The sequence below is a fragment of the Bartonella sp. SL317 genome (assembly GCF_059687655.1).
On record NZ_CM185144.1, the window covers coordinates 2,097,362 to 2,112,822 of the forward strand.

General features: G+C 35.0%; 9 protein-coding genes and 1 tRNA gene. 3 read left to right on the top strand and 7 right to left on the bottom strand.

Translation table 11 applies throughout. The annotated features are described in order from the left end of the window. Positions 1–48 precede the first annotated feature (48 nt). Together glpX and AC6ER9_RS08815 are read right to left on the bottom strand one after the other, a co-directional pair. Positions 49–1,035, bottom strand: a complete 987-nt coding sequence (gene glpX, locus AC6ER9_RS08810) for a class II fructose-bisphosphatase (RefSeq protein WP_497074339.1) — start codon at positions 1,033–1,035, stop codon at positions 49–51. Between the two features lie 136 nt (positions 1,036–1,171). Next, positions 1,172–2,488, bottom strand: coding sequence for a homoserine dehydrogenase (locus AC6ER9_RS08815; protein WP_497074340.1), 1,317 nt, complete (start codon positions 2,486–2,488; stop codon positions 1,172–1,174). A gap of 1,421 nt (positions 2,489–3,909) precedes the next feature. On the opposite strand from AC6ER9_RS08815, the gene AC6ER9_RS08820 reads away from it, so the two are divergent. From AC6ER9_RS08820 to AC6ER9_RS08830, 3 genes are all read left to right on the top strand, one after another. Beyond that, positions 3,910–3,984: transfer RNA gene (locus AC6ER9_RS08820), tRNA-Glu, on the top strand. Between the two features lie 823 nt (positions 3,985–4,807). Beyond that, a complete protein-coding gene (locus AC6ER9_RS08825; RefSeq protein ID WP_497074341.1) occupies positions 4,808–6,022 on the top strand; it encodes an NADP-dependent isocitrate dehydrogenase in 1,215 nt (404 codons plus the stop codon). A gap of 136 nt (positions 6,023–6,158) precedes the next feature. Beyond that, positions 6,159–7,577: an MFS transporter gene (locus AC6ER9_RS08830; protein WP_497074342.1), complete on the top strand. Its 1,419-nt coding sequence runs from the start codon at positions 6,159–6,161 to the stop codon at positions 7,575–7,577. A gap of 31 nt (positions 7,578–7,608) precedes the next feature. Here AC6ER9_RS08830 and AC6ER9_RS08835 read toward each other — a convergent pair whose 3' ends face one another. The 5 genes from AC6ER9_RS08835 to coaD form a co-directional block, all read right to left on the bottom strand. Beyond that, entirely contained in the window at positions 7,609–8,808 is a 1,200-nt protein-coding gene (locus tag AC6ER9_RS08835) for an MFS transporter (RefSeq protein ID WP_497074343.1), read from the bottom strand. A 1,143-nt stretch (positions 8,809–9,951) separates the two neighbouring features. Further along, positions 9,952–11,070, bottom strand: coding sequence for a tRNA guanosine(34) transglycosylase Tgt (tgt, locus tag AC6ER9_RS08840; RefSeq protein ID WP_497074344.1), 1,119 nt, complete (start codon positions 11,068–11,070; stop codon positions 9,952–9,954). Between the two features lie 2,736 nt (positions 11,071–13,806). Beyond that, positions 13,807–14,319, bottom strand: coding sequence for a peptidylprolyl isomerase (locus AC6ER9_RS08845; protein ID WP_497074345.1), 513 nt, complete (start codon positions 14,317–14,319; stop codon positions 13,807–13,809). Between the two features lie 18 nt (positions 14,320–14,337). Next, entirely contained in the window at positions 14,338–14,931 is a 594-nt protein-coding gene (locus AC6ER9_RS08850) for a peptidylprolyl isomerase (RefSeq protein ID WP_497074346.1), read from the bottom strand. A 2-nt stretch (positions 14,932–14,933) separates the two neighbouring features. Next, positions 14,934–15,440, bottom strand: a complete 507-nt coding sequence (gene coaD, locus AC6ER9_RS08855; protein WP_497074347.1) for a pantetheine-phosphate adenylyltransferase — start codon at positions 15,438–15,440, stop codon at positions 14,934–14,936. Between the last annotated feature and the right edge of the window lie 21 nt (positions 15,441–15,461).

A 15,461-nucleotide genomic window follows, 5' to 3' on the forward strand; every position in this document is an offset into this window, starting at 1 on the left:
CGTATGCCCTAAAAGTCATCTTTTATTTTTTTAGAGATAACAAAAATATTAATCAAATTTTGAACGGTCTCTATGCTGTGCTTTAATATTACGGACTGTCCCCGTATGAGAGCGCATGACAAGAGTTTCCGTTTGAATATAGCGAGACGTGAATTTTACACCTGAAAGCATATTACCATCTGTCACCCCAGTTGCTGAGAACAAAACGTCACCCTTTGCCATTTCTTCCATTGTATAAATCTTATTGGGATCACTAATTCCCATTTTGGCTGCACGAGAAATTTTCTCTTCTGTATCAAGCAACAAACGACCTTGCATCTGTCCTCCAATACAGCGTAAAGCAGCAGACGCTAAAACGCCCTCTGGGGCTCCACCAATACCCATATAGATATCAATACCTGTTTCCTCTGGGGCCGTTGTATCAATAACAGCAGCAACATCTCCATCACCAATCAAGCGAATTGACGCCCCTGTCGCCCGCACTTCATCAATCAATTTTTCATGACGAGGCCGATCCATAATACAAACAGTGATCTGATTAACAGCGACTCCTTTAGCTTTTGCAAGAGCATAAATATTATCGCTAGGAGAAGCATCGATATCGACCAGTCCCTTTGGATAACTAGGACCAATAGCAATTTTGTTCATATAAACATCAGGAGCATAAAGGAGGTTACCCTTTTCAGCAATTGCAACCACCGCTAAAGAATTGGCAAGATTTTTAGCACAAAGTGTCGTTCCTTCCAGTGGATCAAGTGCAATATCAATCGCCACTCCATTTTGAAGACCTACTTTTTCTCCAATATAGAGCATAGGCGCTTCATCCCGTTCACCTTCACCAATCACCACTGTACCCTCAATAGGCAATCGATTAAGTTCCTGCCGCATTGCATCTACAGCCGCTTGATCCGCAGCTTTTTCATCGCCACGTCCGCGCCAGCGCGCAGCAGCAACAGCAGCACGTTCAGTCACACGTACCAATTCAAGTGTCAAAATACGATCAAGTCCATTTAAAGTCTTTTGAGTTGTGGGCATCTGAAAAAATCCTACCAAATGAATACCAGAAAAAATATGAGTCCTTATTAAACTCTAAGAATAAAGCTTTTGGCAAAGATGAAAACTTTCTACACGAAATAAAAGCATTCAAGCTTGTCTTAATCAAGATAAGTTATCAATTCTCTGCCACACGTTCAATACGAATGAATTGAGATTTTGCCACAAGATGCCCATCTTTTTCAATTTCTGCAAGTGCCTGTCGGACATTCACTTCTGTTGTTTCATGCGTGATTAAAATAATCGTTTTTTCAATCTGATTTTCTACAAAAGGTCTTTGAACAATCGACTCTAATGAAATGTGATGATCAGCCATATGCCTTGCAACTGCTGCAAAAACACCAGCACGATCATGAACATTTAAACGAATAAAATACCCCCCCGCATGATTTGAAATACGTGCTTTTTTATGAGGAGCAAGTTCTAATGCTGGACGTCTTAAAACAGGTGCATAATGAAAACCAAAACGTGCTTTTGCTATATCAGCCAAATCACCAATAACGGCTGATGCTGTTGCCATCCCTCCAGCGCCAGGACCGGAAAACAGTAATTCACCTAACAAATCACTTTGAATAGAAAGAGCATTGGTTACACCATTGATCTGTGCAATCATTGAAGATGTTGGGACCATTGTTGGATGAACGCGTTGCTCTATTCCAGAATCTGTTTTTAATGCAACCCCTAAAAGCTTAATTCGATATCCCAATTCATCAGCCGCTCGGATATCAATTTGCGAAATGTTATGAATTCCTTCAACATAAACATCATCTAACGAAACAGCTGTTCCAAATGCCAAACTTGTCAACAAAGCTAATTTATGAGCCGTATCATTTCCCTCAATATCAAAAGTTGGATCTGCTTCAGCATAACCAAGCCTTTGTGCATCTGCTAAACAATCTTTAAATGAAAGACCTTCCGTAAACATGCGTGTTAATATATAATTACAGGTTCCATTGAGAATCCCATAAATCCGCGATATGTGATTACTGACAAGTGATTCTCTCATGGCTTTAATAACAGGAATTCCTCCTGCGACCGCGGCTTCAAAATGAAGAAAAACGCCTTTTTGTTCTGCAATTATAGCTAACTCTACCCCATGTCGAGCAAGAAGAGCTTTATTAGCAGTCACAACATGATGTCCTGCCTCAAGCGCCCGCTTCACCGCGGTATACACAATATCCAACTCACCACCAATTAACTCGACAAAAACATCAATCTCATCAGAGGCAGCCATCTCCATAGGTGAATCAAACCATCTTATATTACTAAGATCAATTCCACGATCACGGCCTTTATCACGCGCACTAACAGCAACAACTTGGATGGATCGTCCACATTGACAAGCTAAACTATTCGCTTTTTCATATAGAGCTTGAACAACTGAAGTACCAACAATACCAAGTCCCGCAACGCCAATTTTTAAAGCTTCTGCCATTATCTAACCACTGATACCTATCTTTAATTGAAAAATCGTTTAAATGATGTGCCTATCAACACAAAGAATTCTTATATTCATCAGGACAAAAGAACCCCCCTTCTCTCCTCACGTTAATTTTTTCTAATAGAATTTATCCCCACTTGTTCAATCAAACTTCCTAAAAATATAAATATTTATTTTCTGCAAAGATTTTATAACCTTTATAAAAAAATCTCATTCAAAATAAAAATCTGCAAAACTGATAAATGCAAGTTATCGTAAAAATTTACCTTGTTTTTTTAAGAAAAAAAACTCTCATAAAAACTCAACTCTATTAACAAAAGATAGAAAGATCTCTCAAAAAACAATCCATAACAAACGAAAGAATACTGAAAACTTTGTAAGAAAACACAAACGTATCTCTTCTACATCAACAAGTATTAACCAAAAAACATTCTTTCATGTGATACGTCAAGAGAAAAAACAAAATAAAGCCGATTAGTAAATAATACCACATCTCTTTCTACCATTATATAGCTTAAACTCGTTCTTTAATGCAAACTCTTAACGTCATCCTATATCAAAACGGAATCTTACATGAAAGTAAAAACAAAAACTTATGTGTGTACAACATAATCCCGAGACATTATAAATATGGAGAATAAGTTTGCAAAATTCTAATCCTTACCTCAACTTATTTCTATCTCTTTGAAAAACAAACAAATTGAAATGACAAAAAACTAAATCAGCCCTTTACCTGCACTGCTTTATTTCAAAAAAAATATTTTTTCAATAACTGAAGAGAACAAATCAAAGAGCATTTAAATTTTTTACAGCCATCTATAAAATGAAATTGAGAAAACAACTTTCAAGATATTTCGTAAAAACTCTTTCAATATTTTTCATTTTTATCATTATAATCCTTTAATTTTGTTAACTTAACAAAGAGTTGATAGTTTATGTTTCAAAAGAAAACTTTTGTATGATTCGTCCCATTTGTTAACTTACTCATAGATATTGGCTTTCTACTTCATAAATTGTACTCTTTTTGCTTTATGATAAACTCAAATAAGCAACCTTCTGTATAAAAGTTCTCTCAAGCAAATTAAAAAATATTCACATGTACAAGCATGAGACAAAAATTAATAAAATATGCAAAAAATAAACATCGTTAGGAGGCTATTGTGGTCGCCTTTACCTATGCCTTCAAACTGAAAATAAAAAATGATATCATTCGTTAAGTATAAATTTTTACATTAAAGTTTTCTCTATCTATCATGATAACTTTATGTTTTTTTTACAAAAAATATTAAAAAATAAAATGATCAAAACAAAAGACACTCAAAAATTATTCAATAAAACACACTTTTTTCAAAAAAAAATGCCCCAGAGGGCTTGCGCAGTAAAAAGATCCTCTCTATAAGCCTCATCATTGGTTTGCGCCCATCGTCTAGCGGTTAGGACATCGCCCTTTCACGGCGGAAACAGGGGTTCGATTCCCCTTGGGCGTACCATTCCTTATTTTTATCTATATAATATATTGATTTTGTTCATGTTTTAAGAAGTTAGGGGTACTCAAATAAAAGTAAGGGAATAGGATTTACAAGAGGAATATCTTTGTAAAAAAGGTGTATGAATCATTATGTGATTCATTTTTTGTCTCTTTTTGAGAACAGTACTTTAATATGAGCAATTAATAGCAATAAAAATCAGCAAAATATAAATTAGTGAGCTTTCTCTCGTGAGAAGGTAATTTTGTAAATAATGCTCATACATATACTTTTAATTTTAAAATTAAAATCGTCCACACCCTCTGTGCATTTTTTTCAACTCTCAAAACTGAAATTGATTCCCAAAACGCACTTTAGACGAATTATTCTCACTACAGGGACTTTGATGTCACATTAAATTTTTCTATAAACAAACAGACCGTAATTTTAGAGTTCAAATAGCGATATAACAATAGACTCTCACTCACGCCAAAAAACAATTTAAGAAACCATAATTTAAAAATACAATCAATTTATCAAATAGTTAAATAGAAACTTTGATGATAACAATACACCCCCCTCCTCCCCAGTGACCTCCTTACATTATCTATTCAACGAACTTTTTATCAGTGATACAATGACGATAGATTTGCAAACATAGATTATATTTTTGCTAACACATTACTTCTTTTCCAAAATTAAACTCTTCAATAAAATTTTACACTCTATTGATCATATATTCTTCCCCCTTATATATTTATATGCCTTTTTTTCCCTTGTTTTTGCTTTTCATTATAAACCTGAAAGTGCTATAAAGTAATATCACTTAAAAGAAAAAGGACTTCTAATGGCAAAGATCAAAGTAGAAAACCCTGTTGTTGAACTCGATGGGGATGAAATGACCCGTATCATCTGGAAATATATCAAAGATAAATTAATCCATCCCTATCTTGATATTGATCTCAAATATTATGATCTTTCCGTCGAGAACCGTGATGCAACCAATGATCAGGTAACGATCAATTCTGCCAATGCTATCAAAAAGTATGGAGTTGGTATAAAATGTGCAACCATCACGCCTGATGAGGCACGTGTTAAAGAATTTAACCTAAAACAAATGTGGAAATCCCCCAATGGTACCATTCGTAATATTTTAGGAGGAGTCATTTTTCGCGAGCCCATTATCTGTAAAAATGTCCCTCGCCTTGTTCCTAACTGGACAAAACCAATTATTATCGGTCGTCACGCTTTTGGCGATCAGTATAAGGCAACAGATTTTAAGTTTCCAGGAAAAGGAAAATTGAGTATTAAATTTGTCGGTGATGATAATCAAGTTATTGAGCATGAGGTTTTTGATGCCCCAAGCGCAGGTGTTGCCATGGCGATGTATAACCTTGATGAGTCAATTCGTGATTTTGCCCGCGCATCTTTTAATTATGGACTACAGCGAAATGTTCCTGTTTATCTTTCAACAAAAAATACCATTCTAAAAACTTACGATGGTCGTTTTAAAGATATCTTTCAAGAAATATTCGATACAGAGTTTAAGGATAAATTCGAAAACCGTAAATTACATTACGAACACCGTCTTATCGATGACATGGTTGCATCTTCATTAAAATGGTCCGGTGGATACGTATGGGCATGTAAAAACTATGATGGTGATGTTCAATCTGATATTGTTGCCCAAGGCTTCGGTTCTCTTGGTCTTATGACTTCCGTTCTCATGACACCAGATGGTAAAATTGTTGAAGCAGAAGCCGCACACGGCACTGTAACACGCCATTATCGTCAGTATCAAAAAAATGAAGAAACCTCAACAAATTCTATTGCATCTATTTTTGCATGGACCCGTGGACTAGCGCACCGTGCCAAACTGGATAACAATGAGAAATTAAAAAACTTTGCCACAACATTGGAAGAAGTTTGTATTAAAACCGTTGAAGAAGGTTTTATGACTAAAGATCTTGCACTTTTGATTGGTCCTAAACAAAAATGGCTTTCTACAACAGGTTTTCTCGATAAAATTGATGAAAATCTCAAAAAAGCAATGGGCAATTAAGAAATAATTTAACTATAATTCAAAGCTCTGTTTAGAGCTTTGAATTTTTCTTGGAAAATTTAAAGAACTACTTTATAAGTAATAAAGAGAATAATTTTTTATTAAATAGCAAAACAGTAAAAAAAAGAGCTGGTCTGTGCTTTTATTAGGTAAAAATGGTCTCTGCTTTTTAACGTTTACGGGCGGAGTTTTGTTGCACGCCACCAACGTTTATATCGTTATTACCATTTTACCCTCTCTTATGAATCATATTGGCGGTGAAACATATTATTCTTGGGTAGCGGCTATCTTCATTGTCGCTTCACTCGTGGGAACTTCGCTTGCGACAAAAATATTAGGGAAGTTGGGTCCTCGCAACGCTTATGTTATCTCTGGACTGATCTTTAGCCTAGGAACTTTCCTCTGCAGCATTTCTTCATCTATGCCATTATTTTTAATAGGACGCTTTATTCAAGGCTTTGGAAGTGGTTCCTTGTTATCCCTATCTTATTCCATGGTACGTATTATTTTCAGCCCATCTTTATGGTCAAAAGCATTAAGTGTTATCTCAGGAGTGTGGGGAATATCAACCTTGTTAGGACCAGCAATCGGAGGTATTTCTGTATATTATGGTCTATGGCGAGCATCCTTTTGGATCCTTGGCGTATTCGCTATATTCTTCTCACTCATCGCCTTTAAATTTTTACCCAAAAAGAATGAAAGAAATGTTCCAACATCCCCCTTCCCTCTTCTCCAACTTCTCACACTCACCTTATTGATTTTTATTATTTCTGTTGGAGGGACTATGGAGACAACAATAGCAAAAATGTGCGGACTCGTTATCGGACTTAGTCTTCTTTTTGTTCTAGCAAAAATCGAATCATCATCCCTTCATCCTATGTTGCCACACAAAACCTTTTCTTTTTCTTCTGAAATTTTTTCTGTTTACGCATTGATCCTCGTTATAACAACAGTCATATACAGTCTAGAACTTTATTTTCCACTTTTTCTTCAAGAGCTTCATGGACAAACCCCACTTATTGCTGGTTATACAGCAGCATTGATGAGTTTAGGATGGACATGTGGAGCTATCTCAAGTGCTGGTGTCTCCACAAAGAAAATTCGAAACCTCATTGTATATTCCCCCCTATTAAAACTGTTATTCCTAACTATTCTTTTATGGCTCATCCCAACAAAAGTTTCCACACTTGGATATATTTTTATTATTTGCTTAGCACTTTTTTTTATTGGGATTAGTGCAGGCATAGCATGGCCACATTTGCTCACAAGGATCTTACAATGTACAAATGATGAAGATGCTCTGCGTGCCAGTGAATCCATTACCTCTGTACAGCTATTTTCAGCAGCCTTAAGTGCAACGCTAGCAGGTGTCATCACCAATCTTGCTGGCCTCTTTAACCCTGGAGGAACAATAGGCATGATCTTAGCAGCAAAAACTCTTCTTATAGTGCTTATGGGAGGGGTATTTTGTCTAGCTATTCCATTAGCATTACGCATTTCTTATTGCATATTAAAAAATCCAACAGGATACTCCAATAACGAAAGAAAAATATAAAAATTCCTTTTTCACTCAAAAAAGAAAAGTACTAAGCATGCTTCTCCAAAGACCAGGAAAAACAAAAAACTATTAATCCACCTAAAGTTAAAATACTCCCTAACACAGCTGTATATTCATAACTATAGCCCAATTTTAAAACCAATGCTCCAGATTCTGCACCAAGAGCGTTAGCAATATTAAAAGCAGATTGCATTAATGCGCCTGCCAAAATTTGTCCCTTGCGTGCAACATCCATAATTTTTGTTTGTATAGAAGGCATAGCCGCAAAAGAAGTCCCAACCAAAAAGCATCCTATTGCAGCTGTTAACGGAGCATAAGATAAAAAGAAAAAAAGAAAAAAAATGAATGCACTCCAAAGCATAGAAAAAAATATCATCGGCGAAATGCCTATTTTAACAGCCAATTTAGGCCCCAAGAGATTTCCACCCACCATCCCCAATCCAACTAAGGGCATAATAAATGGCACCCACTCAAGCGAGACACCAGAAATATGCATTAATGTTGACTTAATATAAGTGAAAACAGAAAATAATCCTGATGCTCCCACCGAAACCATTATCAAAAGAAGCCATACCTGCTTTTGCTTTAATGCTCCCATTTCGTCTAAAGGATTTGTTCTTAAGCTCCTTGAATCGCAAGGCAAAAATTTCCCAATAAGCAAACAACACAATAAAGCAATCATCCCCACAAGGATAAAAGCAATCTGCCAACCAATAAGTTGACCAAACCAAGTCGCAGTTGGTGCTCCTAAAACGGTTGCAATCGTTAAGCCAAGCATAACAGAACCAACGGCTTTTGAACGCTCATTCATTTTCACCATTGAAGAGGCAACCAAAGCTGCAAGGCCGAAATAGATTCCATGGGGAAGACCACTGAAAAAGCGTAAAACAACTAATACGCTAAAATCAGAAAAAAAAGCACTCGCAATATTTGCTAAGGCATAAAAAAACATCAACCCTATCAAAACAGTTTTGCGTGAAAATTGAGCTGTCGCAACAGCTAAAAGAGGAGCTCCAATCACAACTCCTAACGCATAAGCAGAAATATATTGACCTGCCGTAGGAATATCAACGTATGAACTTCGTGCCATCTCTGGCAAAAGCCCCATTGCCACAAACTCCGCAGTCCCAATAGCAAAACTCCCCACCGCAAGAGCCAAAATTGCTAAACGTCGCATTCTCGAATCAATCTCCAATGCAAGAATCTTTTGTTTATCAGAATCCTTCATACCATCACTTCTGGATAAGAGTTTTAGCTGTAGATATTTGTAATAGGTAAAATAAAAATTCAAAACATTGTTACACGCATGCCAAACCATTCCAATAATTTTTTAGAAATATTTTGATACACAAGCATTTTATGAATCTTTAAGTAAGATTCTTTAATAGAAGATCTTTTAAAAAACTAACGGTCATAGATGTATTCAACTATTTTTATATGCCCTAGCAGAGAATAAGCCCAGATAATAAACTTTATTTTCTCTCTTCAGCAGTTGTACAGTTTTATCCTAAAATTTCTATTTTAGAACAATATGTATCACACACTATAAATAACTCTAAAACTTATCGAAAAATGCATCTTCATTATCTTGATATTAGAATAGAATTTTTTCCCAATTTATTATTGCTTCGTTTTTATTACCTGAATGCATAGTCTCCAAATTGATAAGCTGTAATTTTAACGAATTCGCCATTCGTATGCATTATTGTAGAATATTTTAAAAGTTTTCATAATACATAATAATAGTGCTTGATCTCTCCATTGATTAAATAATCCTACTCTAATGATATTCAGCCTATCTCATCTCATAGAGGAATAATATAAAATAGCTTCTCACTCACTATCTATAAATTTAAAATATTCATGTAATATATTATCGTTTTTTATAAATTGCATTAATATAAAATAAATATAACAGTTTTTATTAAAGATATTTATTACCACTTTATAAAATAATATTTAAATTTTATATATTAATTATATTAAAATAATAAAAACATAAAATGTAAAAATGCATTTTAAAGAATATAATATTATTTTATTCTTATTTTAATTGTATAAAAATTTATCTGTTCTTCCGCATGTAACCTCTTCTTTACCTTTAGTAATAAAAAACACAAAGTCGCTCATAAAAATACAATTTTCATACTTCTTTAAGAGTTCGCTAACGCCTCATTAACATTGTTGCTTTAAACAATCATCAGAAACAGAAATAAACTGTTTTTCTCCGGATCAGGTAGCGCGTACCGGAGTAACAGTTTCTGTTTTTTATGATAATTATAACGTTTTGGAATAGTGCAATTTTATATTTTGGGGAGGCATTTCTAATTTCATTTTTTAATAAAATAAAGCACTATATGAAATGAGTATTTTAACGTCCTTGTGCCCATAAAGCACGCGTTTCAGAGCAAAAATCAGCATAACAGCCTTCTTCAATGGCATCACGAATTCCTTGCATCAATTGTTGGTAATAAAAAAGATTATTCCAAGTCAACAACATACCACCTAGAGATTCACCAGATTTGATCAAATGATGCAAATAAGCACAGCTATAATCATTTGCTGCCGGACAAAGTGACTGTGGATCAAGAGGATGGGGATCTTCTGCATAACGTGCATTACGCAAATTAATTCTGCCAAAGCGGGTAAAAGCTAAACCATGGCGTCCTGCACGCGTTGGCATAACACAATCAAACATATCAATACCACGCGCAACACTTTGTAAAATATCATCAGGTGTTCCCACCCCCATAAGATAGCGTGGTTTATCTTCTGGCAAAATCGGACAAGTAGCATCCAATACTGCTGTCATAACACTCTGCGGTTCACCAACAGCAAGCCCTCCAATCGCGTAACCTTTTAAATCCATTTCTTTTAATGCTTGAGCAGAACGTTCACGCAGTTTCATATTATCACCCCCTTGAACAATTCCAAACAATGCTTTGCTTGGCTGATCCCCAAAAGCTGTTTTACAACGTTGTGCCCACCGCAATGAAAGTTCCATAGCTTCTTCCATTTCTTTTTCAGTGGCCGGTAATGCAATACATTGATCCAACTGCATCTGAATATCAGCATCAAGAAGTCCTTGAATTTCGATAGAACGCTCTGGGCTCATTTTATAGTAGGCCCCATTAATATAAGAGCGAAAAATCACACCTTGTTCATTAATTTTACGAATGCCCGCCAATGACATAACTTGAAAACCACCAGAATCGGTTAAAATAGGTCCATTCCAGCGTGAAAATTCATGTAATCCGCCCAAACGCGCAACCCGTTCAGCTCCTGGACGTAACATTAAATGATAAGTATTCCCCAAAATAATATCTGCTCCAAGATCACGTATTTGATCCATATACATAGCCTTAATGGTTCCAGCCGTCCCCACAGGCATAAAAGCAGGTGTACGAACACATCCACGCCCCATTATAATTTCGCCTCGGCGTGCATATCCATCTTGCGCAATTTTTCTATAATGAAATGTCTTTATCATCACTCTCGTCTTCTTGATTCCATCAATGCATATCTCTATAGAAAGAAAAAATATCTTTCTTACGAGCATAGCCATAAGCTTTATGAATTAATTGTTGATTCGCTCAATATTGTAACCAGCATAAAAAATTAAATGAAATAAAAGAACATTTGTTTTTAAGAAATAACCAGCATAAAAAAATATCCTAACTTTAGAAAAGAGCAAAAATATCATACCTCAAAATATCAAGACTTAGTGCCCCAAAGTCTTAAGAGAACGGCGAAATTATTATTCCAGTAATTTCATCTTTACAGATTTCAGAAGCAATAATTTTGAACACATCCGCTTCCGATATTTTTACCTTTGAAAGATAAATCTTTATCTATTGGATAAAAGATTGGTTTATAAAAATAATTCATTTTCCGCATATTTTACATATGGAACGAGAGACCCAATTAGCGTAAAATTTTTTCATTCTAAACCTGTTTCATGTTGAATCCATTAAAATCTCTTACTTATACATTACAAGTGGATGAGCCATGTGAACTGAAATTGTGCAAGAAAAGACAAAAAATACCCCTTGCTCTCAAGTACCAATAGCAATTCGCGGAGGCATTAGGGAACTGGCAAAGTGTGTGAGAATGTCAGTACTCTTTTATGAAGCTATTAAGCGTAAAGATGGTATTGCTCAATAAGTTTTATATATTTCATAGGGACTTTATTTAGACCATTCACTAAATAGGCTTGTATATGCTAAGAGCATGTTTCTTTAAAACAAGCATGTAAATATGCAGCCCAAATAGTGTTCCGTTTCTTTACGCTTCATAAAAATATCAATGAGCATTACCATTATATTCTCTCACAATATTGAAAGAGCCCTTGGCACTATTCATAAGAGGCACTTTTATCCAATTGTTTCTCCCCACACCAATCCTACTTATGACATGTAAAAGAATGGTTTTGATTTCTTAAATCGCATGAATAACTCACCGATTAAACCCACTGTGAGAAAAAACTGTTTACACCCCCACATGCTTGGAAAGCTTACCCTTTAGGGTGAAGAAAAAATTCAATATCAAAGGAATTAAAATAAGAAAATTTTATAATATTCAAAGCTCTCATCCAATGTATAAAACAATAAATTATCATTATAAATCATTTTTTTAATATAGAAAGAAATTTGCCACTAAAATTATTAAGAAATTTTCTCATAAAATACAAACCTACAACCCGTATTTTTGCTACATTGTATTCGCAAATAAAAAAGGCCATAATCTCTTTTCTCAACACTTTACACATACATTCATATGATATAACGTTAAGAATATAGAGGTTTCTAAATTAGACATTACAGCCAATATCAATATAATACTCTATTACAAAACTTTACCTTATTTATATTGATATAATTGATCAGTTTTTTAAGAAAAATATCACCACAAAAAATAATTCATTCAAACAGTAAAGATACTCAATACAAACGATAAAATCATTATCTACAAAAAAATTAACTGGTATAAAATATAATAACTCCCCTATTATGAAATACAAAAACAATTGTAAAAAATCACGCTCCCTCTAAAGGTGAATATAACAAATTTGGTTATTCATATTCAAATTGCACAAACAAGTCATATTGAGATACAAAATACAAACTATGATAGCATGTTTTAGTAACGATAATATTGGAAAATAATATCAATATATTAATCTATAAGCATCGTTCATTTTTATCTGTTAAACGAAGGATCTTAATACCCTAAAACTTTATATGTTCAATCAACTAAAATTATTTTCTCGCACATCACAAGAAAGATTAACATGTCAATAAAAACACTTTTAAAAAACTAAAAATACTTTTTGTAAAATTTTTCAAATAGCAAGAGCTCTATTATAACATTAAAAGCTGGCAAACTAGATAATGACGCCCTTCTGCTTTTTCCCAAGCTTAAAGATGGTGGTACATGACAAACTGTATACTACTCATGGAGTTTATAATGATTCATTTCATGAACACCATCATGAAATAAAGTTGATATACGCTGAGAAATACTTAAAGAAAAGGTGTAAATGTGCAGTTTTGTTTGGGACTTTTTATTCCAGATGATGGGCATGGCTCCATAAAAACGAAAGCATAAGTCCGTGCATAATCGTTTTATTTTTAATGATATAAATGATTTTAAAAAAAGGAAAGCTGAATTAAAAAGTAAAGGACAAGTCTAACTTTTTGTGTTTATCTTTACACCTTTACGTTCTTTCCCAATTAGGCAATCTTCCTGTTTTGAGATTATACCAATAAGGATACACACAATACGCTGGCACTTCCACTTTACATATGAACACTGGAGCAACTAGGTTCTTGACCAGTGTCAATATGTAATTCAAACATGCCTACTGCATAAGAATTAGATGTTGATATATAAGTAGCAAAAAATCCCATACTTCTTCAGAAAAATAACATCATAAAACCATTAGAAAACCGACAACGATTTGAAGAAAATATCAGCTTTTATAAAATACTTTGCCAAACACTAATCCTAATATAGCTGACGTTGCTTTTTCTTATCCTAACAGCTGCTTGTACAAATCATTGGCACCATATCGTAAAAATCAGATTGAAGGAAATATAGAGACAATCTTTGGCTCGAAAATATGAAAGGTAAGCGTGATACTATAGAAAAGTTTCGTATACCTACCGATCAGGAAAGAGTCTTCCATTTTAGCAATTTACAATTGAAACATGTAGTATGATTCATACTATTTTGCATCCGTAGCAATAACAGCTTTGGTAATTACATCAGGATCAGTAACAGGTTCACCGCGTTTAATTTTATCAACATTTTCCATACCTTCAACGACCTGCCCCCATATGGAATATTGACGATCAAGCCACGGAGCATCTGCAAAACAAATAAAAAACTGCGAGTTAGCAGAGTTTGGATTCTGACTCCGTGCCATAGAAACTGTACCACGCTTATGAGAAAGATTTGAAAACTCTGCTGTTAAATTTGGTTTTTCAGAGCCACCCATCCCTGCACGTGATAAATTAAATTTTTCACTATCTTTTTTTCCAAATTGCACATCACCAGTCTGCGCCATAAAACCATCAATAACGCGATGGAAAATAACATTATCATAAGCCCCTTCACGGACAAGCTCTTTAATGCGTGCCACATGATGAGGTGCTAAGTCAGCAAAAAGCTCAATAACAACTCTGCCCTTCGTTGTTTCAAGAATTAAAGTATTTTCTGGATTTTTATTCTCAGCCATATGGAAAGCTCCTTTGATCTATTTCTCAACTTGTAAAGTAGCAGCATGAATAACATCAGGATTTGTTACAGATCCATTATTACTTGTGGACCCTTTTTTTATTTTATCAACAACATCCATCCCCTTTATAACCTCCCCAACAACCGTATACTGACCATTTAAAAAAGATGCATCATCAAAACAAATGAAAAATTGAGAATTTGCTGAATCTGGATCTTGTGAACGTGCCATCCCAACAGTACCGCGCTTAAACGGCTGCTTTGAAAATTCAGCTGGTATATTGGGATAATTTGAACCTCCCATACCAACGCGTTTTAGATCAAAATCCCTACTGTCTTTTTTTCCAAACTTCACATCACCAGTTTGTGCCATAAAACCAGGAATAACGCGATGAAACACAACATTATCATAAGCCCCCTCTTCTGTTAGTTTCTTGATTTGCGCAACATGCTTTGGCGCCAAATCAGGACGCAGACGAATAATAACGTCACCGTCTTTGAGAGATAAAACAAGAAGGCTTGCATGACTTGCTGAGTTAGAATCATCAGCAACAGCGTGCCATGAAAAAAAGCAAAAAACACATATCAAAATAGCAAAGAATCTACGAGACACAATTATTCACCTTTAAAAGACTGGAATTTCGAATGTAAAGCTTGTGCAATATGGGGTGGCACAAATGGTGTCACATCCCCTCCCATAGAGGCAATTTGACGAACCAATGTAGACGTTATCGCACGTCCAGAAACGCTTGCCGGCAAAAAAACAGTTTGCAATTCAGGAGCCATAATTGCATTCATCCCTGCCATTTGCATTTCATAATCAAGATCAGTACCATCACGCAACCCACGAATGAGAAACGAAGCGCCAACTTCACGTGCCTTCTCAATGAGAAGGTTATTAAAGGAAAGAACCTGCAACCGATCAGAATCGACACCAAACAAATCTTTCCCGACCTGCGTAATAAAACCAACGCGCTCTTCAAAGCTAAAGAGTGTTTTTTTGTTCGCCTGTATACCTATGGCGACAATCACCTTATCAGCTAACACAAACCCGCCTTTTAAAACGTCAAGATGGCCATTTGTAAGAGGATCGAAGGAACCTGCATAAAGAGCAATTTTCATGATTTCATTTCACCCTCTTCA

Bases quoted from the DNA above. Each gene is read 5' to 3' on its own strand.
- AC6ER9_RS08825 (WP_497074341.1), top strand. From the start codon at position 4,808: ATGGCAAAGATCAAAGTAGAAAACCCTGTTGTTGAACTCGATGGGGAT.
- coaD (WP_497074347.1), bottom strand. From the start codon at position 15,440: ATGAAAATTGCTCTTTATGCAGGTTCCTTCGATCCTCTTACAAATGGC.
- AC6ER9_RS08845 (WP_497074345.1), bottom strand. From the start codon at position 14,319: ATGGCTGAGAATAAAAATCCAGAAAATACTTTAATTCTTGAAACAACG.
- glpX (WP_497074339.1), bottom strand. From the start codon at position 1,035: ATGCCCACAACTCAAAAGACTTTAAATGGACTTGATCGTATTTTGACA.
- tgt (WP_497074344.1), bottom strand. From the start codon at position 11,070: ATGATAAAGACATTTCATTATAGAAAAATTGCGCAAGATGGATATGCA.
- AC6ER9_RS08815 (WP_497074340.1), bottom strand. From the start codon at position 2,488: ATGGCAGAAGCTTTAAAAATTGGCGTTGCGGGACTTGGTATTGTTGGT.
- AC6ER9_RS08835 (WP_497074343.1), bottom strand. From the start codon at position 8,808: ATGAAGGATTCTGATAAACAAAAGATTCTTGCATTGGAGATTGATTCG.